The sequence below is a fragment of the Pseudomonas sp. B21-041 genome (genome assembly GCF_024748675.1).
GTDB lineage: Bacteria > Pseudomonadota > Gammaproteobacteria > Pseudomonadales > Pseudomonadaceae > Aquipseudomonas > Aquipseudomonas neuropathica.
The window spans coordinates 6,219,863-6,245,758 of the sequence record NZ_CP087175.1 but is presented as its reverse complement, the minus strand read 5'-3'; the positions used below and the strand labels follow the sequence as shown (position 1 = coordinate 6,245,758).

Here is a 25,896-nt window from a genome sequence, read left to right as displayed (position 1 = left end):
AGTTCATGGGCAGCACCGCACTTTGCAGGAAATTTCCCATAGATTCGCGGGGCGGAAGATCAAAAGATCGCAGGCTTCGCCAGCTCCTACAGGGATGTGTTTCAACAGGTGTAGGAAAGGTGAGTGGTGAGACGCGGAGCGTCTCGGGATGCATTCCCACGCGGAGCGTGGGGACGATCAGTCGGCGAGCGCTGAATCGTGACTTGGCGGTCATCGTGCGGGAAATAGTCTGCATCATCCTCCAACAGAGTCAGATACTGGCGTTATCGTCCGAATCCCTTACACTGCCCCGGCCGTTCATTTTCCTTTTGAGGCTGTGCGCATGAAATTTCGTTTTCTTCTGTGGATGATGGGTTTGTTGATGGGTAAGGCCAGCCGGACAAATCCTGCGTTCCAGCAGCAGTTGGGTGACAAGGATCTGGTGTTTCAGCTGCAGACGCTGGATGGGAAAGTGGCGCGGCATTTCGTGGTCAAGGATCAGCGCATCACCAGCAAGTCTGGCGTGGTGGCGGAGCCGGCGTTTGCGATTGCGTTTAAAGATGCCGGTTATGGCTTTGCGACGATGCAGGCGAAGAACAAGCAGTTGGCGTTTATGCAGGGCATTCAGGACAAGTCGATCCAGCTTAAGGGCAACCCTGCGCTAGTGATGTGGTTTCAAGGGTTGATGAAGTATTTGAAACCAAGAAAGGCGAAGGCTAAAGCTTAAGAAGTCGTTGACTTGAACAAATCCATGCACGCGCACTGAATAACGGTGCGCTTGTCTTGTAAGGCCATTACTCAGGCTCGCAAAGACAGCCGAACTGTCATTTCTATCAGGTGTTTCGTGCACAGGCGCGATGCTCTACTCAAGTTCCAGTTCCGGCATTAAGGGACTTAACTGACTTGATGGAGCAAGCTCATGACGCAGACACACAGTATTTCGATCCCTAGGTCTCTCGATCCGACATTTGCTCAGGATGGCGTGCTGACCTTACCGATACCTGGTATCGCGGGCGACGAAGCGGCGGCGGTCCTGGCGCTCCCCGATGCAAAATTACTCGTTGCGATACCTTTAACGGGAGCGAATGCCCCGGTTGCCATTGCGAGGCTGAATGACGACGGTTCGCTGGACGAAACCTTCGGTCCGGCGCGCAGAGGTTTTGTTGAAATAGCGCTGGAAGGGGCTCGGATCAGCTATGTATCCGGTCTCGATGCGCTTGAGGATGATGGTTGGCTGATACACCTTCAATATTCCTCGACTACCTCCAATGACGTTGGCCTTGCACTGGTCCGCCTGAAAAATACCGGTGAACTGAACGACGCGTTCGGCACCAACGGCATGCGGTTTATCTCCCATTACGGCAATCCCCATCCCGCTAGCGTGCCGCGTGAGGCAAGTCACCCGAACACCGGATCCTCACAGACTGCCCGCGTCCCATCACGATCAACGGCCCGGCAGGTGGATGGCAAAATCGTCCTGCTCCATTTCGTGTTTTTTGATGATGCACCACTGCCGGCGGGTGTTGTGATTCGTCTGCTAGCGGATGGGTCACTCGATCAATCATTCAACGGTTCGGGCTATGTGGTTGTGGATGTCGCCACATCGAATAACGTCTACGGCATCACCATTCAAGCCGATGGCAAGGTGCTGGTCTGCGGTTCATACCAGGACGGATCGGGAGGTCGTGGAGTTTTTCTGGCGCGTCTGGACGCAAGTGGCGCGCCGGACAGTCAATTCAACAACGGTGTGGCCGTGTTGATGCCCGATGATGAAGGCGAGAGTTTTCTGCAATCGATTTCGGTACGTGAAGGCGATGGCAGGATTATCGTCGCGGGCCAAGCTCTGCGTAATGGTCTCGACGGTGGGTTGATCGCTGCATTCACGACCAGCGGCGCGGCCAACCTTGTGTTCAATGGTGGCAAGCCGCTGTTTTCGCCGTTACTAAAAGGGTTGGCATGGACGCACACCTCACAGGTGGGTGGTTCGATCGTTGTTGTCGGTCAGGGTGAATCAGCCATGGTGACGGCGCGCTTCCTTGCTGATGGAAAACCGGATACGGCTTTCAACGGTACGGGGCATGCGCTGTTTGAAGACAGCGCAGGGGAAGCCTTTGCGCGAGGTTTGGCCGTCATGGGGGACAGCCGGATCGTGGTGTGCATCGAACTCTCCGTCCATTCTGATCTTCCCAACGTCCCTGGGCGTTTCGTGCGCTATCTGGCGGGCACGCCATCCTTGAATAACGATCCGACCTTCGGCGACGGTGGCATCCTCAGATTTCCATTCCCGGAATTCTCGGGATATGACGTCAGGGCGCTGCTGGCGCTGCCGCAAAACAAATTGTTGGTTGCCGTTCGCCTTTCAACGCCCGGTGCGCCTACGCGGATCGTTCGTCTGCTTGAAGACGGTGTTCTCGACTCAGCTTTCGGTGGAGAAGGCTCCGGCTACGTCGAGATCAGGCTGAAAGAAAATTTTTACATGAGCCGGATCCTCGGGTTTACACCGCTGAGCGATGGCGGCTGGCTGGTTCGTGCTCAGTACACGGAAGAGGGCGCGAATAACTCGACGGGTCTGGTGCTGGTCAGACAGCGCGAGGACGGCCAACTGCAGACGTCTTTCGGGGAACAAGGTGTGCTCTATCTTCCCTACGCGAAGATGGGCGGCGGCGGATATACCGGGGTGGTGCAAGCGTCTGCCAGCGGTGCCGCAGGGGCTGGCGCAGCAGGGATGGTCGCTCAACAACTGGACGAAAAAATCGTCGTGGTCAGTAACGTTGAGGATGCTTCCGGCCGGACAAAAGGTATCGTTCTGAGGTTCGAGCCGAATGGCTCACCCGATACGACCTTCAACGACACGGGCTTTGCGTTCGTAGAGCTTGCAGATATTTCGCCTTTGGACATCGTTGCGCAAGCGGCCGCGACCCAGGCTGACGGCGCCGTGGTGATCTGCGGCAATTACTTTGCGGTGAGTGCGCATGGCGCCTTCGTTACTCGTTTCAACGCTACGGGTAAGGTTGACACAGGTTTTGGAATCAAAGGCGCGGTGGACGTGCCCCACGATCAATGGATAAGCCTGGACGTTGCGGCAATCGTCGACGACAAGATTGTTGTGGCCGGCGGTGCGGCGGTGGAGGGCGTCTCTCAGGGCTTGATTGCGGTGCTCAATCTCAGCGGCTCCTACAATCGGGTGTTCAATGATGGTCAACCACTGATTTCGTCACCTGTGTCCCAAGGCGTCAGATGGTTGCATTGCGTGCCGCGTACGGACGGTTCAGTCATCGTTTGCGGTAACAGTGGCACTGGCGCGCTTGATGAGAATCTCAGCGCGGTCACCGCACGCTTTCTGGCGGATGGTTCTCCAGACTCCTCTTTCTTTGGTTCGGGATTTACCGTTTTCAATGAAAGCGCGGGTTTCGAATACCCCCACGGCATGGCGGTAATGGACGATGGGCGCATCGTGGTGGGCGGAGTGTATTTCACCGACTCTGGGTACGATAAAGGCTGGGTGATCCGTTACCTGGACAAGTCGGCTTAAGCCGCAGGTTGGCCCATCGCGGGCAAGCGTCGCTCCAACTGGAGGTCGCTTGCCCGCTTTGCATTCAGGCCTGGCTGAACTGCGAGGCCAGTTCACGCAGCAGCACTTCGGCTTCGAGGACTTTGCTGACGACGTCGTTGGCTTTGTCGCGAGTCAGGCCCACACGTTCAAGCAACGCATCCGGAATATCTTCATCCGGGCCAGAGCCAATCCCGCGGCTGCGCAGCAAGCGCACGGCCAGGCAGACGAGGTTCGGGTATTCGGCGTAGGCGCCGTCGTAGCTTGGGTCGTGCTGGAAGCGCAGGGCGGTGGCCAGCTCATCCGGCATGTCCCAGTAGCGCATCAGCCACGAGCCGATCTGTTCACGGCTGATACCGAGCAGATGTTGCTCGATGTAGCTGTGGCACAGGTGCGGGTTGACCTCCAGGTGGCGGCAGATCAGCGAGAAGTGCGGCGGAAAGACGTGGGCCAGCAGCAGGTAACCGAAGTTATGCAGCAGACCGGCCAGATACGTCAGGCCGGCTTCCGGGCGCTGGGCGCGCGGCATGGCACGGGTCAGACCTTCGATGACGGCGGCGGTGTAGATCGACTGCTGCCAGTACGGCGTGGTTTGCTGCGGATGGTCTTTCGGCAGGCTCAGGGTCTTGCCGAGGGCCAGGCCCAGCGCGAGGTTGATCACCAGATCGAAGCCGAGTACGCGAACGATCGCGTCTTCCACCGAACGGATCTTGCCCGGCGAGGCGTAGTACGGCGATGCCGCCCAGCTCACCACTTGCGCGGCCAGCGCCGGGTCGGTTTCCACGACGCCAGTGATGTCGTCGATGGTGGCGTTGGGGTCGACGCGCAGTTTGATGATTTTTTGCGCGGTTTCGGCCAGCGGCGGAATCTCGATGGTCGCTTCCAGACGCTGCTGAATGCGCCGCGCGGTGAACGCTTGCACGGCCTGGGTGATTTCCTCGCGGTCATCGTCCGGGCGGTCGAGGTTCGGGCGGATGCTGCTCAGGGCTTCGCCGAAGTTGGCGGCGCTGGCCTTGGTCAGCATGGTCTTGAAGTCTTCGCTGGCGATTTCCAGCAGCAGGCCCGGCTCGCCGGAGTTGATCAGCAACTTCGGCTCGCGCAGCAGGCTTTCTTCGTAGAGGCACGGCGAACTGGTCAGCGCCGGCAGGCCTGGCAGCAGGCTCAGGCTGTGTTTGCCGAGCATCTTTTCCAGGCGCTCGGTCGAGACGGCGGTCAGACGACGGCCAGTCAGTTCGGCGAGGCGATTGAGATCCAGCAACTGGCTCTGAGGAAACAGCACCATCAGCGCACCGACCGCGTCGTCCAGCAACACGGCTTGCACTTTGCGCGAAGCATTGAGGCCATGGTGGTCGAGCACTTCTTCGTAGGCAACGCCCAGCTTGTTGAGCAGCAGCCGAATAACAGACGGAGCGTGCGGAGATTCGGGGGCGAGAGCAGCTTCGGTCATGGTCTGTATCCGTTTTTGAAACAATGGCAGGAGTATAACCAGCTTGGTTGGAACGAGGGTTCAGAAACTGCGACGGTGCTCACACTTGGCCGTATTGCTGCCCGTGACGCAACCAGCGATCGAGTAATGGGCTGACGTGGGTTGGCCAGCGTTCCAGCAAGGCTTGCGCGGCGTCGCGGACGGCGGGCAGCAGGTCGGCGTCGCGCATCAGGTCGGCGACTTTGAATTGCAGCAGACCGGTCTGGCGGGTGCCGAGCATTTCCCCGGGGCCGCGCAGTTCGAGGTCTTTTTCGGCGATGACGAAACCGTCGTTGGTTTCGCGCATGATGCCCAGGCGCTGGCGACCGATCTGCGACAGCGGCGGATGGTAGAGGAGCACGCAATGGCTGGCGGCGCTGCCCCGGCCAACGCGGCCGCGCAACTGGTGCAGTTGCGCGAGACCGAGGCGCTCGGGGTTTTCGATGATCATCAGGCTGGCGTTGGGCACGTCGACGCCGACTTCGATCACCGTGGTGGCGACCAGCAGTTGCAGGTTGCCGGCCTTGAACTCGGCCATGACGGCGGCCTTCTCGACGGGCTTCATGCGCCCGTGAATCAGCCCGACTTTCAGTTCGCCGAGGGCAAGTGTGAGGTCTTCAAACGTGGTTTCGGCGGCCTGACAGGTCAGCTCTTCGGATTCTTCAATCAGCGTGCACACCCAATAGGCCTGACGGCCCTCGGCGCAGGCACCGCGCACGCGTTCGATGACTTCGACGCGACGGGTGTCGGTGACCAGCACGGTGTTAACCGGCGTTCGTCCGGGTGGCAGTTCGTCGAGGATCGAGGTGTCGAGGTCGGCGTAGGCGCTCATCGCCAGCGTCCGCGGAATCGGCGTGGCAGTCATGATCAGTTGATGCGGGCACATGCGCCCGCCGACGCCTTTCTGCCGCAGCGCCAGACGCTGCTGCACGCCGAAGCGGTGTTGTTCGTCGATGATCACCAGCGCGAGGTTCTTGAACTGCACTTCGTCCTGGAACAGCGCGTGGGTACCGACCACCATCGGCGTGCCGCTGGCGATCTGCTCCAGCGCGGCGACGCGGTTCTTGCCCTTGAGCTTGCCGGCCAGCCACGCGACTTCAATGCCCAGCGGTTCGAGCCAGCGCTTGAAGGTGATGAAGTGCTGTTCGGCGAGGATCTCGGTCGGCGCCATCAGCGCGACTTGATAACCGGCCTCCAGCGCCTGTAATGCAGCGAGAGCCGCGACCACAGTTTTACCCGCGCCGACGTCGCCCTGAATCAACCGCAGCATCGGTTCGTGCTGGCTGAGGTCGTAGGCGATTTCGTTACCGACGCGCTGTTGCGCGCCGGTCGGGTTGAAACCGAGGTTGGCCAGGTATTTCGGCGGCAGCTTTTTCGCTTTCGGCATCGCTGGCGCGCGCAGCGAACGCATGCTTTCGCGCAGGCGTTGTTGCGACAGTTGGTGCGTCAGCAGTTCTTCGAAGGCCAGACGATGCTGGGCCCAGTGATGGCCGAGGGCGAGTTCGTCGACGTCGGCATCGGCGGGCGGGTTGTGCAGGTAGCGGATCGCATCGGCCAGTGGCGCCAGTTGGTAGTCGCGGGCCAGTTCGGTTGGCAGCCAGTCGGGCAAGGTGTCTGGCTTAAGCATTGTCAGCGTCTGCAGGCACAACTGGCGCAGACGCGCTTGGGTCAGGCCTTCGGTGAGCGGGTAGACCGGGGTCAGGGTTTCATCTACTGGCGGCGGTTCGTCACCGGTGATGGCGCGGTACTCCGGGTGGTAGATTTCCAGGCCGGACGCACCGGGCCGGGCTTCGCCGTAGCAGCGAACCCGCGTGCCGCGCTTGAGGCCTTCTTTCTGCGCGTTGCTGAAATGGTAGAAGCGCAGACTGAGACCGCCGGTGCCGTCCTGCAAACGCACGACGAGGCTGCGCCGGCGGCCCATGACCACGTCGGCGCCGCTGACGGTGCCTTCGACCACGGCGTCCTGCCCCGGCCGCAGCGCGCCGATCGGCACCACGCGGGTGCGATCCTGATAACGCAGCGGCAGGTGAAACAGCACGTCCTGAAGGTTCTCAAGACCGACCTTGGCCAGTTTCTCGGCCATGGCTTCGCCGACACCCTTGAGTGCCGTCACCGACACTTGCGACAGCTCCGTCATGACGCTCGCTTAACCGGCTGTAACCGGTGCCGCTGGCTTGGCCACCGAACACAGGCGAATGGAGTCGGCGAGGATCTCGATGGCTTTCGGCCGTGGGAAGCTCGCGCGCCAGGCAATGGCCACGGTGCGGAACGGCACCGGCGGCGACAGTGGGCGCACTTCGATCACGCCGGGGGCGTAGTGATGGCTGTCGACCGCCGACAGCGGCAGGATCGAGATGCCCAGACCGGACGCGACCATGTGGCGGATGGTTTCCAGCGAGCTGGATTCAACCGTGGTGTGCTTGGCGCCATCGTTGCCCTTGGTCAGGGTCGGGCAGGCTTCCAGCACTTGGTCGCGGAAGCAGTGGCCTTCGCCGAGCAGCAGCAGGCTCTTGTCGTTGAGCAGGCCGGCGTCGATGGTTTCTTTTTGCGTCCACGGGTGCTGGGCCGGCATCAAGACGTAGAACGGCTCGTCGTAGAGCGGCAGGGTCAGCACGTCGGCTTCGTTGAACGGCAGGGCGATGATGATCGCGTCGAGCTCGCCGTTGCGCAGTTTGTCGCGCAGCACGTGGGTGAAGTTTTCTTCGATGTACAACGGCATCTGCGGGGCGACCCGGTGCAGTTGCGGAATCAGGTGTGGGAACAGGTACGGGCCGACGGTGTAGATCGCGCCGACTTTCAGCGGCGCGGTCAGCTGGTTCTTGCCGGCCTGGGCCAGTTCGCGGATGCCTTGCGCTTGCTCGAGGACTTTCTGCGCCTGGGCGACGATGCCTTCGCCGACCGGGGTCAGGCGCACGGCGCTTTTGCTGCGCTCGAAAATCAGCACACCGAGTTCGTCTTCAAGCTTTTTCACGCCCACCGACAAGGTCGGCTGGCTGACGTGGCAACGTTCGGCGGCGTGGCCGAAATGCTGCTCTTGGGCGAGGGTAACGATGTAGCGTAATTCTGTGAGGGTCATAGCAAGCGTCCATGAAGATGCGGGCCAAGCATACCGGCTGCAATCGATAGACGCACGTTATCAGACTGAGTGTGGAATGCGACTATGGCAAAAAGCAAAAGATCGCAGCCTTCGGCAGCTCCTACATTGGAATGCGATCCTTTGTAGGAGCTGCCGGAGGCTGCGATCTTTTGATCTTGCTACTTAGCGGCGGCGTTCGAGGGAGTAAACAAACGGCGCCACAATTTCAATCGAGCCATTGTTCAGCATGTCGGCCGGTGGCTTGGGCAGCGGCTGCGCGCGGCGGATCATTTCCAGGGTGGCCCGGTCCAGATCGGCGTTGCCCGAGCGGCCCACCAGTTCGAACGACAGCACATTACCTTCGGCATCCACTACGAAGCGCAGGCGGTTCAAGCCTTCCTTGCCCCGTGCCTGTGCACTTTGCGGGTACTTTTTGTACTTGGCCAAATGCGCGAGCAGGGTGCCTTGCCAGCTGGCCTTGGCTGCCAACTGTGCCGGCGACGGACCCGGTGCAGGCTGGGCGGATTTCTCCGTCGGTGCCTGAGTCGGTTGAGTGTCAGCCGGTTTCTCCTCGGAAGGTTTTTCCTTCGGTGGATCGGGCAGCTTCTTCTCAACCGGCTTCGGCGGTTTAGGCTTTGGCTTCGGCTTGGGTTTCTGCACCGCGATTTCAGCTTTCGGTGCTTCGGCCAGCTTCGGAATCGGCAACTCTTCCACCGGAGCCGGTGGCTGCGGCGGTGTGACGACTTTCGGCGGAGCAGGCGGTGGCGGGGCCGGAACCGGGGCCAGCTCGACCATCATTGCCTGCGGCGGCAATTCGATGGGCGGGCGGGCGGTCCAGTTCAGCGCCAGCGCGATGGCCAGCGCGTGAACGCCCAGCACCACGGCCAGGCTACCGCTGTAACGCGTCAGCTTATGGCGCGTCGTGATCATTTCTTGGCTGCCGTCTCAAGTCCGACCAGACCGACCTTCAGGTAACCGGCGGAGCGCAGGTTATCCATCACGCTCATCAGGTCGCCGTAATCCACGCCTTTATCGGCCTGGAAGAAGATGGTGGTGTCTTTCTTGCCCTTGGTTCTGGCGTCGAGGGTGGCGCCCAGTGCTTCGGGCTTCACTTCGTCTTCGCCGAGGAACAGGCGCTGGTCAGCCTTGACGCTGAGGAACACCGGTTTCTCTGGCCGCGGCGCCGGTTTGGCGGTCGAGGCGGGCAGGTCGACTTTGATGTCCACGGTGGCCAATGGAGCGGCCACCATGAAGATGATCAACAGCACCAGCATCACGTCGATGAACGGCGTGACGTTGATTTCGTGGTTCTCGGCCAGATCGTCGTCTGCGCCTTCTTTCAAATGCAGGCCCATGGCCGATTACCCCACTTTCACCATGTGCGGTTGCGAGCTGCGCTCAGGCTGGTGATCGAGGTCGCGGCTGACCAGCAGCAGAACTTCTGCCGACGCGTCGGAAACCTGCGCCTTGTAACCGGCGATGGAACGGGCGAAGACGTTGTAGATCACTACCGCAGGAATCGCCGCAACCAGGCCCAATGCAGTGGCCAGCAGTGCTTCAGCAATACCGGGCGCTACGACAGCAAGGTTGGTGGTCTGGGTTTTGGCGATGCCGATAAAGGAGTTCATGATGCCCCACACGGTACCGAACAGGCCGACGAACGGCGCGGTGGAACCGATGGTGGCGAGGACGCCAGTGCCGCTGCTCATGTTGCGACCGCAGGCAGCTACCAGACGCTCGAGGCGGAAGCTGACGCGTTCCTTGATGCCTTCCTTCTCGCGGCTGTTGACCGACAGGCGCATCTCTTCGAGGGCGTCGTGCACCAGCAGGTTGGCGAGGGTGCCTTCCTTGCCGGCAGTGGTACTGGCTTCTTTAAGGGTGGTGGCTTTCTTCAGGGCGGCGATCTCGCCACGCAGGCGACGCTTGGCGCCCATCAGCTCGAAGCCTTTGGCGATCCAGATGGTCCAGGTGATGATGGAAGCGATGGCCAGACCGATCATCACGATTTTCACGATGATGTCGGCGTTCTGGTACATGCCCCACGGCGACAGGTCGTGGGCCATGCCCAGGCTGTTGTCGGCTTCGAGAACTTCAGGTACGTCGGCAGCGTCTACCGCTTGCACTGGATCAGTGGCAGCGGGAGCAGCGGCAGGCGCGTTGGCGGCCGCTGCGTGCTGTTCGGTCGCGGCCGGGGTAGCTGGCGCTTGTGCGTCGGCGAACGCGGCGGTCGGTGCCAGCATCATGCTGAGCAGCAGAGCCGCCAGCGCGCTCCAGGCGCGAGGTCGATTGGTTGGCGAAGCGGGGATTTGATTGCGTGTCATGCTGGCCGGACCTGAGATAGAAAAACGTTGATGCTCTTCCAGGCCTCGTGAGGCCGAGAACAAAAGTGAGGTGCATTATTGCAAGTAATTCTTGTTAACAAAAGTAATAGAGTATCTTTTTTTCCTTCATTGCTAGCCGCCCGTCCTTTGCCAGCGCTAGTCTGTGTCTTTCCGATAGGAGTTTTTTGATGTCCGCGCCTTCTGTTTTGATTGCCGGTTGTGGTGATGTCGGCAGTCGTCTGGCCAGGCAATTGCTGGCGGCTGGTTGGGAAGTTCATGGCTTGCGCCGGGATGTTTCGAAGCTGCCCGACGGGGTGATTGGCGTTGCCGGCGACTTGTTCAATGAGGACTGCCCGGCGACCTGGCCGGTGGGTGCCGTGGACTATCTGGTGTATTGCGCTGCAGCGACTGATCACGATGAGGCCGGTTATCGCGCGGCTTATGTGCAGGGTTTGCAGAATGTCCTGAGCTGGCTCGACGACTATGGGCAGGTGCCTGAGCGGCTGATCTTCGTCTCCAGCAGCAGTGTGTATGGGCAGCAGGAGGGTGAGTGGGTCGATGAGAACTCAGAGACCATCGCTGCCGGTTATTCCGGGCGATTGATGCTGGAGGCTGAGCAGGTCGCGCTCAACAGCGGTATTCCGGCAAGCATTCTGCGTTTGACCGGGATCTATGGACCGGGCCGCGAGTGGCTGCTGACTCAAGTGCGTCGCGGCTATCGCGTGGCGGTCGAGCCGCCGCTGTATGGCAACCGGATTCATGCTGACGACGCGGCAGGGTTGCTGGCGTTCCTGTTGGAGAGAGATCGGCAGGGCGTGAAGCTGGAGGATTTCTACATCGGCGTCGACGACGCGCCGGCACCCTTGGCCGAGGTAGTGGGCTGGTTGCGTGAGTATCTGGGCGTTACCGAATGGTCGGAAGACGCGAGCGTTCGGCGCACGGGCAGCAAGCGTTGCAGCAATGCCCGGGCTAAAGCGTTGGGCTGGACGCCAACGTACCCAAGTTACCGCGAGGGCTATGCCGCGATCCTCGAAGGTAAATGCTGACTTTCTAACAACACAAAACAACTGTGGGAGCGAGCCTGCTCGCGAAAGCGGTGTATCAGGCAATATTATTTTGACTGACACACTGCTTTCGCGAGCAGGCTCGCTCCCACATTTGATCTTCAGCGGTTTCAGAAGCGGGTTACTGCTTCTCCAGCAACCACTTGCGCTCGCCCGGCGTGTACTGCGGCATTTCATCTGCCAGCGCCGTGTTCACGGCCTGGAAAATCTCCAGTTCCTTGCCCTTGCGCGCAAAGATGTAGGCATTGCCCTGACCGTTGAGCTGCAACCACATGTTGTCGTTGGTGCTACTCATCGACGCGCAATCACCTGCCAGGCACAAGGCATAACGGTCGGCTCCTGGCAGCCCGGAGACCTGGCCGTCAGCCTGAAACTGCACGGTGCCGCCTTCGCCCTGACCGCTGGCGATTGTCCAGTTGCCGCCCATGTAGGCGGAATACAGTGCACGTTCGAAACTGGCACCGATCGGTGCGCCTTCCGGCACCGGAATCTGTGCACGGTCGAAAACCTGCTCCGGTTCGTTATCGCTGGCGGCTTGCTGCAGTTGCCCGCCGTCGCGTTTCAGCTCACTGGCGGAGCTGCCATAGAAGTCGACTTTCCAGGCGCCGGACTGTTCACCCAGCAGCCGTCCTTCGACGTTCTCAAAACCGTTGGTGTAGCGGGCCTGACTGGCCTTGGTGTTGACGTCCCATTCCAGGTTCGGGCCGTAGGCCTGAAGCGCTTCGCGCAGGGGGCCGCCCTTGGCTGCGGCATCGATCGCCACCTGATTGATCCAGGTGCCACTGATGTCACGGTCGGCAGGGTTGCTGGCGCAGCCGCCGAGGAAAATGGCGAGCAGCGGGAGAGCTAGCGCTTTGCGCATGGTGGAATCCTTTCAAAACCTTTTCTTGCAGAGCAGTCGGCGCGGCTTTGGAGGCCGCGCCGTGCGCATCACTCGATGACCAGAATGGCATCCATTTCAACCTGCGAACCCTTTGGCAGGGCAGCCACGCCGATGGCGGCGCGGGCCGGGTATGGCTGGTCGAAGTACTTGCCCATGATCTCGTTGACCTTGGCGAAGTGGCTCAGGTCGGTGAGGAAGATATTCAGTTTGACGATGTCCTTGAACGAGCCGCCAGCGGCTTCAGCCACGGCTTTGAGGTTCTCGAACACCTGGACGGTCTGGGCTTCGAAGCCTTCAACCAGTTCCATGGTTTTTGGGTCCAGAGGAATCTGGCCCGACATGTAAACGGTGTTGCCTGCCTTGATCGCCTGGGAGTAAGTACCGATGGCGGCCGGGGCCTTGTCGCTGGTGATTACGGTTTTGGTCATATATGACTCCTTGTAATAGGCAGGTTATGCACGCATGCGGGTGATGCGGATCACCCCGGTCAAGGCGCGCAGTTTCTTGATCACGCGGGCCAGGTGCACACGGTCGTGAACGCTGACCACCAACTGGACCACGCTGATGCGACCATCGCGTTCGTCCATGCTGATTTTCTCGATATTGCCGTCGGCTGCGTTGACGCTGCTGGCCAGCAGGGCAATCAGGCCGCGCTGGTGTTCCAGCTCGACGCGCAGTTCGACGTTGAATTCGCCGGTGACATCCTTGGCCCACGAGAGCTGGATGCATTTTTCCGGGTTGTGCCTGATTTCACTGATGTTGCGGCAGTTGTCCAGGTGCACGACCATGCCTTTGCCCGCCGACAGGTGCCCGACGATCGGGTCGCCTGGGATCGGCGTGCAGCACTTGGCGTAGCTCAGCACCAGACCTTCGGTGCCGCGAATCGCCAGCGGACCTTCCGGGCTTGGCAACTGTTCGCCTTCGCCGAGCAGGCGGCGGGCGACCACATAGGCCATGCGGTTGCCGAGGCCGATGTCTTCGAGCAGGTCTTCGATCAGTTCGAGGCGGTACTCGGTGAGCATCGCCTTGACGCGTTCGGCCGGGATCTTCTCCAGCGAACTGTCGAAACCGTTGAGCACCTTGTTCAGCAGGCGTTCGCCGAGGCTGATGGACTCGGAGCGACGTTGCAGTTTCAGCGCATGGCGGATGTGCGTGCGTGCCTTGCCGGTGACGACGAAATTGAGCCACGCCGGGTTTGGCCGTGCGCCCGGGGCGCTGACGATCTCGACTGTGGAGCCGCTTTGCAGTGGTTCGGACAGCGGTGCGAGACGGCGGTTGATCCGGCAGGCTATGCAGCTGTTGCCGACATCGGTGTGCACCGCGTAGGCAAAGTCGACCGCCGTGGAGCCTTTCGGCAGCTCCATGATCCGGCCTTTTGGCGTGAACACGTAGACCTCGTCCGGGAACAGGTCGATCTTCACGCTCTCGATGAATTCCAGCGAGTTGCCGGCACGTTGCTGCATCTCCAGCACGCCTTTGACCCACTGACGGGCGCGGGCGTGAGTGCCTTTTGGCTGCTCGTCACCGCTGGATTTGTACAGCCAATGGGCGGCGATGCCGTTGTTGGCCATCTCTTCCATTTCGCGGGTGCGGATCTGGATTTCGATCGGCACGCCATGCATGCCGAACAGCGTGGTGTGCAGCGACTGATAGCCGTTGGCCTTGGGAATCGCGATGTAATCCTTGAAGCGCCCTGGCAACGGTTTGTACAAATTATGCACAGCACCCAGCACGCGGTAACAGGTATCGACCTTGTCGACGATGATCCGGAACGCATAGACGTCCATGATCTCGTTGAAGGCCCGACGCTTGCCGCGCATTTTCTTGTAGATGCCGTAGAGGTGTTTCTGACGACCGCTGACTTCGCCCTGGATGCCGTCGATGGCAAGGCAGTGACCGAGGGATTCTTCGATCTTGTTGACGATTTCCTTGCGGTTGCCCCGGGCGCGTTTGACCGCTTGGTAGATCCGCGCGGAACGCATCGGGTGCATGGCCTTGAAGCCAAGGTCTTCAAATTCGATACGAATGGCATGCATGCCCAGCCGGTTGGCGATGGGCGCGTAGATTTCCAGGGTTTCCTTGGCGATGCGTCGGCGCTTTTCGCCGGACAGCACTTCCAGCGTGCGCATGTTGTGCAGGCGGTCGGCGAGTTTGACCAGGATCACGCGAATGTCGCGTGCCATGGCCATGGCCATTTTCTGGAAGTTTTCGGCTTGGGCTTCGGCCTTGGTCTCGAAGTTCATCTGGGTCAGTTTGCTGACCCCGTCGACCAGTTCGGCCACGGTTTCACCGAACTGCGCTTGCAGCGCTTCTTTGGCGATACCGGTGTCTTCGATCACGTCATGCAGCATCGCCGCCATCAGGCTCTGATGGTCCATGTGCATGTCGGCAAGAATATTGGCCACGGCAAGGGGATGCGTGACGTACGCCTCGCCGCTGCGACGGCGTTGACCGTCATGGGCTTGTTCGGCGTAGAAATACGCTCGGCGGACCAGGTTGACCTGGTCGTTGCCGAGGTAGGTCGATAAGCGATCGGCGAGGGCGTCTATGCTCGGCATGATAATTCCTGCCGTAAGCTGTGATCCCGCGCCGTGCTACGTCGACCAGGCATAGGCTTAGACGGCCTCGTTGGACTCGTCCTCGAACGCTGCAAACAGCGGCTCATCCTGGACGATTTCCTGCTCGGCGATGAACTCGTAGCTCATCAGGCCTTCAGCGATTTCACGCAGTGCGACAACAGTCGGCTTGTCGTTTTCCCACTGGACCAATGGCTCTTTGCCGCCGGTGGCCAGTTGACGGGCACGCTTGGTAGAGAGCATGACCAGCTCAAAGCGGTTTTCCACGTGTTCTAGGCAGTCTTCAACGGTTACGCGGGCCATGGTATTCCTCGGAGCGAATGCAATATGCGCGCTGCCCGGTTGGGCGAGCGGACTCAACAGTTTAAAAAATCACCAGCGAATAGGGAAGCGCTGATTTTTTGACCAAGCCCTTCAACGCGCTGCAAGCACCAATGTAAAGCGCTTGCAGCTGTTTTGGGAAGTGCTGATTATCCGAGCAATTCGGCCAGCAATTTGCCGAAACGTACTTGCTGGCGTTTCTGCTGGAGTTGATTGGCGCGGAAAATCGCCTTCAGATCGTCCAGTGCGTGAGCAAAATCGTCGTTGATGATCAGGTAGTCGTATTCGACATAGTGACTCATCTCGCTGACCGCTTCGCGCATCCGCCCGTCAATGATCTCGTCGCTGTCCTGACCGCGATTGGTCAGGCGTTGGTGCAGGGCCTGAAGCGACGGCGGCAGGATAAAGATCGAGCGTGCTTGCGGCATCAGCTTGCGCACTTGCTCGGCGCCTTGCCAGTCGATTTCCAGAATCAGGTCGTGACCTTCGTCCAGCGTCTGCTGCAGGCGGCTTTGCGAGGTGCCGTAGAAGTTGCCGAAGACTTCGGCGCGTTCGAGGAAGTCGCCATGCTCGCCCATCTTCACGAACTCTTCGCGGGTCACGAAGTGATAGTTCACGCCGTCCACTTCACCCGGACGCATGGCGCGGGTGGTGTGGGAAACCGAAACGCGAATTTCCGGTATGGCATCGGTCAACGCCTTGACCAGACTGCTCTTGCCCGCGCCCGATGGCGCGGAAATGATGTACAGGGTGCCGGTGCTGTGGGTCATGTCGGGGTAGCCTTACTCAATATTCTGCACTTGTTCGCGCATCTGCTCGATCAACACCTTGAGGTTGACGGCGGCTTGGGTGCTGCGCGGGTCGAAGGCCTTGGAGCCCAGTGTGTTGGCTTCGCGGTTGAGTTCCTGCATCAGGAAGTCCAGGCGCCGACCAGCGGCACCGCCGGACTTGAGCACCCGGCGAACTTCGATGATGTGGGTGCTCAGGCGATCCAGTTCTTCGGCCACGTCGCTCTTTTGCGCGAGGATGACCATTTCCTGTTCCAGGCGCTGCGGATCCAGCTCGGCCTTCATGTCAGCGAAGCGATCGAGGACTTTCTGACGCTGGGTCGCGAGCATCTGCGGCACCAGTTCGCGCAGGGTCACGACGTCTTCTTCGATGGAGGTCAGACGCTCGTTGATCAGGCGTGCCAGCTCCGCGCCTTCGCGCTCGCGGCCGGCCTTCAGCTCTTTCAGGCCTTGATTGAAAAGCGCCAGTGCGTCGGCATTCAGCGCCTGCGGGTCGCTCGCATCGCCCACCAGTACGCCGGGCCAGGCCAGCACTTCCAGCGGGTTGAGTGCGGCAGGGTTTTTGATCAGCCCGGCAACGGTCTCGGCTGCAGCAACCAGCTGCGCGGCGCGCTCGCGATCGACTTGCAGGGTTTTGCCGGTGCTTTCTTCGGTGAAACGCAGGGTGCATTCGAGTTTGCCCCGCGACAGGCCCTGACGCAGCGCTTCACGCACCGCGCCTTCGAGGTCGCGAAACGACTCCGGCAGGCGCAGGTGGGGTTCCAGATAGCGGCTGTTCACCGAGCGCAGTTCCCAGCTCAGGGTGCCCTGTGCGCCGGCTTTTTCGACGCGGGCGAAGGCGGTCATGCTGTGCACCATGGCGGTGACCTCGCAAATGCAGATCGGCGCGAAACCTGTGTTCCGCAGGCGCGATATGTATGAATTTAAGCCGACTGGCAGCAAAGGCGCAGGATTGTAGCGCAGTGCGGCGAATGCGCCCAAACACACGGTGTGACAAAGGGCTGCATCCCGTCGGTAACGGGTGTTTCAGGGCCTTCGATCGTCGGGCTGGATTTTTAACGAGTGCCCACGCGCGGTGCAGCGCTCTATAATGCTCGGCAGTTTTCCGTCCCCAGTACAGGTATTCCCTATGAAACGTCCAAGTGGTCGCGCTGCCGATCAGCTCCGCTCGATCCGCATTACCCGCAACTACACCAAACACGCCGAGGGATCCGTACTGGTCGAATTCGGTGATACCAAAGTCATCTGCACCGTCAGCGTCGAAAACGGTGTGCCGCGCTTCCTCAAAGGCCAGGGCCAGGGTTGGTTGACCGCCGAATACGGCATGCTGCCGCGCGCCACTGGCGAGCGTAACCAGCGTGAAGCGAGCCGTGGCAAGCAGGGCGGCCGCACCCTGGAAATCCAGCGCCTGATCGGCCGTTCCCTGCGCGCTGCGCTGGACATGTCCAAGCTGGGCGATGTGACCCTGTACGTCGACTGCGACGTGATCCAGGCCGACGGTGGTACTCGCACGGCTTCGATCACCGGCGCCATGGTTGCACTGGTTGATGCGCTGAAAGTAATCAAGAAGCGTGGCGGCCTGAAGGGTGGCGATCCGCTCAAGCAGATGATCGGTGCCGTGTCGGTCGGCATGTATCAGGGTGAGGCTGTGCTGGATCTGGACTATCTTGAAGATTCCGCCGCCGAGACTGACCTCAACGTGGTGATGACCAGCACCGGTGGTTTCATCGAGGTGCAGGGTACGGCTGAAGGCGCGCCGTTCCAGCCTGAAGACTTGAACGCCATGCTGGAACTGGCCAAGCAAGGCATGAACGAAATCTTCGAACTGCAAAAGGCAGCACTGGCCGACTGAGCAGGTTCATAACCGCAAGGAGGACGCGATGAGTGACGAACAAGAGTTGCTGCCCAAACCGAGCCAGGAGGTTCGCCAGTGGGCGATGTTTTGTCATTTGTCGGCCTTGCTGGGGATCTGGATTCCGTTCGGCAATCTGATCGGGCCGTTGATCCTCTGGCAGATGAAGCGCGAAACGGACCCGTTCATCGACGCTCAAGGCAAGGAGGCGCTGAATTTTCAGATCACCGTCGCCATCGCCTCGTTGATCTGTTTCCTGCTGATGGTGCTGATCATCGGGTTCTTCCTGTTGGGGATACTGGCTATCGGTGCGCTCGTTTTGACCATCATCGCCGGTGTGAAGGCCAATGAAGGTTTTCCTTACCGATATCCGTTTACCTGGCGGCTGATCAAATAAGGCGCTCGAAAAGTTTTAAAACAAATGCCCTGACCTGTCAGGGCATTTTATTAATGCAACAAAATTAATCGCTATTATGGGTAGGAATGATCTGATCGCGATGATCGGTCGATACTCTTTCTGTATATACACTTTTAGTCACAACTGCATCGGCTTAGTTCGGATTCATGGCCTTGGAATCAAAGGCGACGATTGTTAAAGTTGCTCGGATAATATTTCTCCTGAAATATTAAGATATATTCAAGCCATCGAAGGCTATTGAATTTCCGAGTAATCAGTGTTGAGACAATCAGCCGGTTCATGAGGCGGGCGCAGGTAAAAAGCACGTCTCTGAATATATAGCCAAGAATAATCCCAATGATTCAGCTCGATTTTTACGGAACACTTGTGGCCGCCTCCTTAGTTCTTTTGCTAGGGCGCGGGCTAGTTATGCGTGTTGGCTTCATGCGCAGTTACAATATCCCTGAACCGGTCGCGGGTGGCCTGGTAGTTGCCTTGATCTTGTTGCTGCTGCGAACGCTAAATATTGAAATTCGTTTCGATACTTCGCTGCAGACACCTTTGATGCTGGCCTTTTTTGCCACCATTGGTCTAAGTGCAGACTTTGCCAGCTTGAAGAAAGGCGGGCGCGTTGTCGGGATATTTCTGTTGGCAGTCACCGGATTGTTGGTGGTGCAAAATGCGATGGGGATCGGGCTGGCAACAATGCTCGGGCTCGATCCATTGATGGGACTGCTGACCGGATCGATCACCTTGGCGGGCGGTCACGGCACTGGGGCTGCGTGGGGTACGGTATTCAGTGAGAAATACGGTCTGGCCTCTGCCTCCGAGCTGGCGATCGCCTCCGCGACGTTTGGTCTGGTGCTGGGTGGTTTGATTGGTGGACCGGTTGCACGGTTGCTCATCAAGCGAGTGCAGGTGCCCGGTTGTCAGAATCAGCAAACGCCGCGGTTGCCAAGAGGCTTCGAGCAACCAAACAAAGAACGCTCGATTACCCCGTTTTCGTTTATAGAAACACTCGCCCTGATTGCAGTCAGCTTGTTGGCGGGCAATCTTCTGAATGGCTGGCTGCACGGTACTTCATTCGAGTTGCCGACGTTCGTTTGTGTTCTGTTTGTTGGCGTGGTCTTGCGCAACGGGCTTTCGGCGTTGGGTCTGTATCAGGTGTTCGAGCGTGAGGTGTCGGTGCTGGGTAATGTCAGCTTGTCGCTGTTTCTGGCGATTGCCCTGATGTCGCTCAAGTTGTGGGATCTGGCCGCACTGGCGTTGCCGATTTTCATCATTCTGGCTGTACAGGCGCTGGTCATGGCGTTGTTCGCGATTTTCGTGACATTCCGGATGATGGGGCGCAACTACGACGCGGCCGTGCTGGCGGCAGGGCATTGCGGTTTCGGATTGGGTGCGACGCCGACGGCGATTGCCAATATGCAGGCAGTGACGCAGCGTTATGGGCCGTCGCAGATTGCCTTTCTGGTGGTGCCGATGGTCGGAGCGTTTTTCATCGATATCATTAATGTCGTCGTGATCAAGCTCTACCTGGCCTTACCGTTCTTCGCCGCTGTCTGAGTCCGAATCGGCTTGGCACTGACGCACAAAAAATGCCCGTATCTTGCGATACGGGCATTTTTAACTGCGAAACGACGCTTAGATGGTCAGCGTCCAGTCGTAGTCGACGATCAGCGGTGCGTGCTGCGAGAACCGTGGTTGACGCGGCAGGCGAGCACTGCGCACGAAGCGCCGCAGGCCCGGGGTCAGGATCTGGTAGTCAAACCGCCAGCCGAGATTGAGCATCTCGGCCTGTTCGTTGTCCGGCCACCAGCTGTACTGGTCACCTTCGCGGCTGACTTCGCGCAGGGCATCGACATAGCCCATGTTGCCGACAATCTCGTCCATCCAGGCGCGTTCTGGCGCCAGGAAGCCCGGGGATTGCTGGCTGTCGCGCCAGTTCTTGATGTCGAGCTTCTGCTGCGCCACGTACAGCGAGCCACAATAAATGTACTCGCGACGTTTGCGCCGCTGTTTGTCCAGGTACTTGCCGAAGTCGTCCATGAGCTTGAACTTCTGGTTCAAGTCCTCATCGCCGTTCATCCCCGAAGGAAGCAGCAAGGTGGCAATACTGACTTTGTCGAAATCTGCTTGCAGGTAGCGCCCGTAGCGGTCGGCCGTCTCGAAACCGAGACCGCTGATGACAGCCTTCGGTTGCAACCGCGAATACAAAGCCACGCCGCCTTGGGCAGGGACTTCAGCATCGCAGGCATAAAGGAAGTAGCCATCCAGTTGGAAGGCTGGGTCATCCAGTTCAAAGGCGGAGGCACGGGTGTCCTGCAGGCAGATGACGTCGGCATTCTGTGCTTGCAGCCAACTGAGCAAACCACGCTCGACTGCAGCCTGAATACCATTGACGTTCACACTGATGATCCGCATAAATGGCCCCAAAAATCGCGTGCGTGTATGATACACGGCGTCAAGCTAATTAGCTAAATCCGTGGTATTTGGGGTTTTTTTCATGCAAGCGTATCAGCGCGATTTCATTCGTTTTGCCATCGATCGCGGCGTTTTGCGCTTCGGTGAGTTCACCCTGAAGTCCGGGCGCACCAGTCCTTACTTCTTCAACGCCGGCCTGTTCAACTCGGGTTCGGCCCTGGCGCAGTTGGGGCGTTTCTACGCTGCAGCCATTGCCGAAAGCGGTATTCCCTTCGACGTTCTGTTTGGACCGGCCTACAAAGGCATCCCGTTGGCAGCGACCACAGCTGTCGCGTTGGCCGAGCACCACGACCGTGATCTGCCGTGGTGTTTCAACCGCAAGGAAGCCAAGGCCCACGGCGAGGGCGGTAGTCTGGTCGGCGCGCCACTGACTGGCGATGTGCTGATCATTGATGACGTAATCACGGCCGGTACAGCAATCCGCGAAGTGATGCAGATCATCGCTTCCCAGGACGGTGCCAAGGCTGCGGGCGTGCTGATTGCGCTGAACCGTCAGGAACGTGGCAACGGTGAATTGTCGGCCATTCAAGAAGTCGAGCGTGATTTCGGTATCCCGGTGATCAGCATTGTTTCGCTGAATCAGGTGCTGGAATTCCTTGCCGATGATCCGCAGCTCAAGCAACACCTGCCAGCCGTAGAAGCCTACCGCGCCCAGTTCGGCGTTTAACCGCAGAGCACTGTGGGAGCGAGCCTGCTCGCGAAGAAGGCTTCACATTCAATATTAATGTGAGGCAAAGACCGCTTTCGCGAGCAGGCTCGCTCCCACAGGGAATGTGGTGCAAAAAAAGACCCCGCTCAGCCAGGCTGAGCGGGGTCTTTTTGTTTACGTCAGCGCTTATGGGCGCTTGCGATTGCTGATCAGCGTGCCCACACCGGTGTCGGTGAAGATTTCCAGCAGGATCGCGTTCGGCACGCGGCCGTCGATGATCAGCGAGCTGCCCACGCCGCCCTGAACCGCTTCCAGTGCACAACGGATCTTCGGCAGCATACCGCCGTAGATAGTGCCGTCGGCGATCAGGTCGTCGACCTGCTGCGTGCTCAGGCCGGTCAACACGGTGCCCGACTTGTCCATCAGGCCGGCAATATTGGTCAGCAACATCAGCTTCTCGGCTTTCAGTGCCTCGGCGACTTTACCAGCCACCAGATCCGCGTTGATGTTGTACGACTCGCCGTTCTCACCCACGCCAATCGGCGCAATCACCGGAATGAAGTTGCCTTTGACCAGCAGGTTCAGCAGTTCGGTGTTGATCCCAACCACTTCGCCGACCTGACCGATGTCGATGATTTCCGGCTGGGTCATCTCCGGGGTCTGACGGGTGACGGTGAGCTTCTTCGCACGAATCAGCCCGGCGTCTTTACCGGTCAGGCCGATGGCGCTGCCGCCGTGACGGTTGATCAGGTTGACGATGCTTTTGTTGACCTGGCCGCCAAGGACCATTTCCACCACATCCATGGTCGCGGCGTCGGTGACGCGCATACCATCGACGAAGTGGCTTTCGATCGACAGACGCTTGAGCAGATCGCCGATCTGCGGGCCGCCACCGTGAACCACGACCGGGTTGATGCCCACGGCTTTCATCAAGACGATGTCGCGCGCAAAGCCGGTTTTCAGCTCCTCACTTTCCATCGCGTTGCCGCCGTATTTGATCACCAGGGTCTTGCCGACATAACGTCGGATGTAAGGCAACGCTTCGGACAGGACCTGGGCGGTATGGGCGGCGGCTTCGCGTTCGAGGGTCATTCAGGGCTCCGGGTGGATCAGAACGGTAGTTGGAGATCAGGTGCAACACGTTTCAATTGGGCGTGGAATACGTCCTTGATACGCGCAAGTTCTGCCTCGTCATCGGCCTCGAAGCGCAGCACCAGCACCGGTGTGGTGTTGGACGCGCGCACCAGGCCCCAGCCTTTGGCGTAATCGACTCGCACGCCGTCGATGGTGGTCAGGTCAGCGCCTGCGCCCCACTGTGCGTCGTGCAGTGCATCAATGATGCTGAATTTGCTCTCTTCGGTCACATGGATATTGATTTCCGGCGTAGAAATATCGTTCGGGAAGGTCGCAAACAGCTCTTCCGCGGTGGATTTTTCCTTGCTGAGGATCTCCAGCAGCCGTGCGGCGCTGTAGATGCCGTCGTCGAAACCGAACCAGCGCTCCTTGAAGAAGATGTGCCCGCTCATTTCACCGGCCAATAGTGCACCGGATTGTTTCATTTTCTTTTTGATCAACGAATGACCGGTCTTCCACATTAGCGGACGACCACCGTATTCCTTGATCAGCGGCACCAGGCGGCGGGTGCATTTGACGTCGAAGATGATTTCCGCGTCCGGGTTGCGCGCGACCACGTCACGGGCGAACAGCATCAGCAGGCGATCGGGGTAAACGATGCTGCCGGTGTTGGTCACCACGCCGACACGGTCGCCGTCGCCGTCGAAAGCCAGGCCGATGTCGGCGTTGGTTTCTTTGACTTTGGCGATCAGATCGACGAGGTTTTCAGGCTTGCCCGGATCCGGGTGGTGGTTCGGGAAGTTGCCATCGACCTCGCAGAACAGCGGGATGACTTCGCAATTCAGCGCTTCGATCAGTTGCGGGGCGATCACACCGGCCGCGCCGTTGCCGCAGTCGACCACGACCTTCATGCGCCGCGCCAGTTTGATGTCCTGGACGATTTCGGTGTTGTAGCGGTCGAGGATCTCGACCTGAGTGACACTGCCGGTGCCGCTGCTCAAGTTGTTGGTCTTGAGGCGCTCGTGCAGGGCCTGGATCTGTTCGTTGGCGAGGGTGTCGCCGGCGATGACGATCTTGAAACCGTTGTAGTTCGACGGGTTGTGGCTGCCGGTGAGCATCACCCCGGATTTGCCGGCCAGGACGTTGGCGGCGTAGTACAGCGCGGGCGTTGGCACCAGGCCGACATCGCTGACGTGGCAGCCGCTTTCGGCGATGCCGCGAATCAGTTCTGCAACCAGCTCCGGGCCGGACAGGCGGCCGTCGCGACCGACGGAAACGTTCGGCTCACCTTGGGCCAGGCTCTGCGAACCGATGGCGCGGCCGATCCAGTAAGCGGTTTCGGCATTGAGGAATTCCGGCACGGTGCCGCGAATGTCATAGGCGCGGAAAATGCTGTCGGGCAGCTTCGGGGCGATCTTGGCTGGGGTGCTCATCTACGGAAATGCTCCATCTCGAAAGTGGCGGGACAGACCGACGAATCGTTCGACGGCAGGCTCAAACTGAAGGGTATGACGGCGTTTTCCACGGAGAGTTCGTGGTATGAAAGGGCCATGATGCCTCGGCGGGCGTGGCTTTCGGCCGGCAAAACCTTGATTTTCGGTGTTAAACCTTTCAGCTGATCTGCTGAAACTTCCCCCTGTAGGAGCTGCCGCAGGCTGCGATCTATTGATCTTGATCTTAAAAATCAAAAGATCGCAGCCTGCGGCAGCTCCTACAGAAGATGGCTCCGGTTATTTGGTGCCGGTATGGCCAAATCCGCCAGTGCCGCGTTCGGTTTCGACGAACTCTTCAACCATTTCGAAATGCGCCTGTACCACCGGTACCAGCACCAGTTGCGCCAGACGTTCGCCGACGGTCATGGTGAAGTCGGTCTGGCCACGGTTCCAGCAAGACACCATCAGCGGGCCCTGATAATCCGAGTCAATCAGACCCACGAGGTTGCCCAGCACGATGCCGTGCTTATGGCCCATGCCCGAGCGCGGCAGGATCAGCGCGGCGAGGTTCGGGTCGCCGATGTAAACCGACAGACCGGTGGGGATCAGCACGGTTTCACCCGGCTTGATCACGATGTCCTGATCCAGCATGGCGCGCAGGTCGAGGCCGGCGGAACCCGGGGTGGCGTATTGCGGCAGCGGGAATTCGGTGCCGATGCGTGGGTCGAGGATCTTGGCTTGCAAAGCGTGCATGTAAATTAAACCTGGTTCAGACGTTCGGCGATAAAGGTGACCAGTTGGCGAGCGATCTTGCTCTTGCTGGTCTGGGCGAAAACCGTGGCGTGCAGCGCACGGTCAATCACGCTGCAGGCGTTTTCTTCGCTGTTGAAACCGATGCTCGGGTTGGCGACGTCGTTGGCGACGATCAAATCGAGATTCTTGTCCTTCAGCTTGCGTGCAGCGTAGTCGAGCAGGTGTTCGGTCTCGGCGGCGAAACCGACACTGAACGGACGGTCGGGACGCGTCGCGATGGTGGCCAGGATGTCCGGGTTACGCACCATTTGCAGGACGAAGCCGTCACCGCTCGTAGGATCTTTCTTGAGTTTTTGCGGGGCGACGACTTCCGGGCGGTAGTCCGCAACGGCTGCCGAGGCGATGAACACATCGCACGGGATCGCCGACTCGCAAGCCGCGAGCATGTCGCGGGCGCTGACCACGTCGATACGCGTGACGCGATCCGGTGTCGGCAGGTGCACCGGGCCGCTGATCAGCGTGACGCGGGCGCCGGCCTCAACTGCGGCTTCAGCGAGGGCGAAGCCCATTTTGCCGGAGCTGTGGTTAGTGATGTAGCGAACCGGGTCGATGTTTTCCTGAGTCGGGCCGGCGGTGATGACGACGTGTTTGCCGGTCAGCGCCTGGCGCTGGAAGCAGTCCGCCGCGCATTGTGCGAGGTCGGTGGCCTCCATCATGCGGCCCATGCCGACGTCGCCGCAGGCCTGGCTACCCGAGGCCGGGCCGAAGGTCTTCAGGCCACGACTTTCCAGGAGTTGCAGGTTGGCCTGGGTCGCCGGATCACGCCACATCGCCTGATTCATTGCCGGCGCGACTGCCACAACGGCGTCGGTGGCCAGCACCAGGGTGGTCAGCAAATCGTTGGCGATGCCTTGGGCCAGGCGGGCGATCAGGTCGGCGGTGGCCGGGGCGATCAGTACCAGATCGGCCCATTTCGCCAGCTCGATGTGGCCCATCGCGGCTTCGGCAGCCGGGTCGAGCAAGTCGAGGTGGACTGGGTGGCCGGACAGCGCTTGCATTGTCAGCGGGGTGATGAACTCGGCGCCGCCATGGGTCATGACCACGCGTACTTCGGCACCCTGATCGATCAGGCGACGAACCAGATCGGCGCTCTTGTAGGCCGCGATGCCGCCGCCGACGCCGAGCACGATGCGTTTCCGATACAGCCGCTGCATAGGTCTGCCTTTCATTT

The 25,896-nt window shown here is 59.8% G+C and carries 23 protein-coding genes and 1 pseudogene; 7 read left to right on the top strand and 17 right to left on the bottom strand.

The annotated features are described in order from the left end of the window. The first annotated feature begins 322 nt into the window (after positions 1–322). Both LOY43_RS27945 and LOY43_RS27940 read left to right on the top strand, forming a co-directional pair. On the top strand, positions 323–706 hold the full coding sequence (locus tag LOY43_RS27945) for a hypothetical protein (RefSeq protein WP_007920327.1): 384 nt from the start codon (positions 323–325) through the stop codon (positions 704–706). A gap of 192 nt (positions 707–898) precedes the next feature. After that, positions 899–3,511: a hypothetical protein gene (locus LOY43_RS27940; protein WP_258708984.1), complete on the top strand. Its 2,613-nt coding sequence runs from the start codon at positions 899–901 to the stop codon at positions 3,509–3,511. Between the two features lie 64 nt (positions 3,512–3,575). On the opposite strand, the gene LOY43_RS27935 is transcribed toward LOY43_RS27940, so the two are convergent. From LOY43_RS27935 to exbB, 6 genes are all read right to left on the bottom strand, one after another. Further along, on the bottom strand, positions 3,576–4,976 hold the full coding sequence (locus tag LOY43_RS27935) for an aminoacyl-tRNA deacylase and HDOD domain-containing protein (protein WP_123454661.1): 1,401 nt from the start codon (positions 4,974–4,976) through the stop codon (positions 3,576–3,578). 79 nt (positions 4,977–5,055) lie between these two features. Then, positions 5,056–7,131 (bottom strand): ATP-dependent DNA helicase RecG, encoded by a 2,076-nt coding sequence (gene recG, locus LOY43_RS27930; protein ID WP_016985805.1) that lies wholly within the window; start codon positions 7,129–7,131, stop codon positions 5,056–5,058. A gap of 9 nt (positions 7,132–7,140) precedes the next feature. Then, complete coding sequence (locus tag LOY43_RS27925; RefSeq protein ID WP_007920331.1) at positions 7,141–8,070, bottom strand: hydrogen peroxide-inducible genes activator; 930 nt, start codon at positions 8,068–8,070, stop codon at positions 7,141–7,143. Between the two features lie 183 nt (positions 8,071–8,253). Further along, positions 8,254–9,000 (bottom strand): energy transducer TonB, encoded by a 747-nt coding sequence (locus LOY43_RS27920; RefSeq protein WP_127930238.1) that lies wholly within the window; start codon positions 8,998–9,000, stop codon positions 8,254–8,256. After that, complete coding sequence (gene exbD, locus LOY43_RS27915; protein WP_053125060.1) at positions 8,997–9,425, bottom strand: TonB system transport protein ExbD; 429 nt, start codon at positions 9,423–9,425, stop codon at positions 8,997–8,999. The genes LOY43_RS27920 and exbD overlap by 4 nt, the downstream gene beginning before the upstream one ends. Before the next feature lie 6 nt (positions 9,426–9,431). Continuing rightward, complete coding sequence (exbB, locus tag LOY43_RS27910; protein WP_095049321.1) at positions 9,432–10,391, bottom strand: tonB-system energizer ExbB; 960 nt, start codon at positions 10,389–10,391, stop codon at positions 9,432–9,434. Positions 10,392–10,579: 188 nt separating this feature from the next. On the opposite strand from exbB, the gene LOY43_RS27905 reads away from it, so the two are divergent. Further along, complete coding sequence (locus tag LOY43_RS27905; RefSeq protein ID WP_258708983.1) at positions 10,580–11,437, top strand: SDR family oxidoreductase; 858 nt, start codon at positions 10,580–10,582, stop codon at positions 11,435–11,437. A 139-nt stretch (positions 11,438–11,576) separates the two neighbouring features. Here LOY43_RS27905 and LOY43_RS27900 read toward each other — a convergent pair whose 3' ends face one another. From LOY43_RS27900 to LOY43_RS27875, 6 genes are all read right to left on the bottom strand, one after another. Next, complete coding sequence (locus LOY43_RS27900; RefSeq protein WP_095049323.1) at positions 11,577–12,317, bottom strand: hypothetical protein; 741 nt, start codon at positions 12,315–12,317, stop codon at positions 11,577–11,579. A 68-nt stretch (positions 12,318–12,385) separates the two neighbouring features. Further along, positions 12,386–12,766: a RidA family protein gene (locus tag LOY43_RS27895; protein ID WP_003229509.1), complete on the bottom strand. Its 381-nt coding sequence runs from the start codon at positions 12,764–12,766 to the stop codon at positions 12,386–12,388. A 24-nt stretch (positions 12,767–12,790) separates the two neighbouring features. Beyond that, the gene (spoT, locus tag LOY43_RS27890) at positions 12,791–14,896 is read right to left on the bottom strand and encodes a bifunctional GTP diphosphokinase/guanosine-3',5'-bis pyrophosphate 3'-pyrophosphohydrolase (protein WP_007920338.1); all 2,106 of its coding nucleotides are present in this window, start codon (positions 14,894–14,896) and stop codon (positions 12,791–12,793) included. A 57-nt stretch (positions 14,897–14,953) separates the two neighbouring features. Further along, positions 14,954–15,217 (bottom strand): DNA-directed RNA polymerase subunit omega, encoded by a 264-nt coding sequence (gene rpoZ, locus LOY43_RS27885; RefSeq protein ID WP_008030604.1) that lies wholly within the window; start codon positions 15,215–15,217, stop codon positions 14,954–14,956. Between the two features lie 167 nt (positions 15,218–15,384). After that, complete coding sequence (gmk, locus tag LOY43_RS27880; RefSeq protein WP_008078609.1) at positions 15,385–16,005, bottom strand: guanylate kinase; 621 nt, start codon at positions 16,003–16,005, stop codon at positions 15,385–15,387. Between the two features lie 12 nt (positions 16,006–16,017). Then, positions 16,018–16,881: a YicC/YloC family endoribonuclease gene (locus LOY43_RS27875; protein WP_093429970.1), complete on the bottom strand. Its 864-nt coding sequence runs from the start codon at positions 16,879–16,881 to the stop codon at positions 16,018–16,020. 271 nt (positions 16,882–17,152) lie between these two features. Between LOY43_RS27875 and rph the strand changes: the two genes are divergently transcribed. From rph to gltS, 3 genes are all read left to right on the top strand, one after another. Next, positions 17,153–17,875, top strand: coding sequence for a ribonuclease PH (rph, locus tag LOY43_RS27870; protein ID WP_016985814.1), 723 nt, complete (start codon positions 17,153–17,155; stop codon positions 17,873–17,875). Positions 17,876–17,903: 28 nt separating this feature from the next. Continuing rightward, entirely contained in the window at positions 17,904–18,272 is a 369-nt protein-coding gene (locus tag LOY43_RS27865; RefSeq protein WP_007920344.1) for a DUF4870 domain-containing protein, read from the top strand. A gap of 357 nt (positions 18,273–18,629) precedes the next feature. After that, a complete protein-coding gene (gltS, locus tag LOY43_RS27860) occupies positions 18,630–19,838 on the top strand; it encodes a sodium/glutamate symporter (protein WP_258708982.1) in 1,209 nt (402 codons plus the stop codon). 78 nt (positions 19,839–19,916) lie between these two features. Here the strand turns inward: gltS and LOY43_RS27855 are convergent, their stop codons facing one another. After that, positions 19,917–20,696 (bottom strand): exodeoxyribonuclease III, encoded by a 780-nt coding sequence (locus tag LOY43_RS27855; protein WP_007920349.1) that lies wholly within the window; start codon positions 20,694–20,696, stop codon positions 19,917–19,919. 82 nt (positions 20,697–20,778) lie between these two features. On the opposite strand from LOY43_RS27855, the gene pyrE reads away from it, so the two are divergent. Then, positions 20,779–21,423, top strand: coding sequence for an orotate phosphoribosyltransferase (gene pyrE / locus LOY43_RS27850; protein WP_008078597.1), 645 nt, complete (start codon positions 20,779–20,781; stop codon positions 21,421–21,423). A 168-nt stretch (positions 21,424–21,591) separates the two neighbouring features. On the opposite strand, the gene argB is transcribed toward pyrE, so the two are convergent. The 4 genes and pseudogenes from argB to coaBC all read right to left on the bottom strand — a co-directional run bounded on the left by argB (position 21,592) and on the right by coaBC (position 25,879). Continuing rightward, positions 21,592–22,497 (bottom strand): acetylglutamate kinase, encoded by a 906-nt coding sequence (gene argB, locus LOY43_RS27845; protein ID WP_003229488.1) that lies wholly within the window; start codon positions 22,495–22,497, stop codon positions 21,592–21,594. A gap of 17 nt (positions 22,498–22,514) precedes the next feature. After that, positions 22,515–23,891: pseudogene (locus tag LOY43_RS27840) on the bottom strand (phosphomannomutase/phosphoglucomutase); the annotation flags it as partial. Between the two features lie 318 nt (positions 23,892–24,209). Further along, positions 24,210–24,665, bottom strand: coding sequence for a dUTP diphosphatase (dut, locus tag LOY43_RS27835; protein WP_095049326.1), 456 nt, complete (start codon positions 24,663–24,665; stop codon positions 24,210–24,212). 5 nt (positions 24,666–24,670) lie between these two features. Next, complete coding sequence (coaBC, locus tag LOY43_RS27830; RefSeq protein ID WP_007920365.1) at positions 24,671–25,879, bottom strand: bifunctional phosphopantothenoylcysteine decarboxylase/phosphopantothenate--cysteine ligase CoaBC; 1,209 nt, start codon at positions 25,877–25,879, stop codon at positions 24,671–24,673. Positions 25,880–25,896 lie beyond the last annotated feature (17 nt).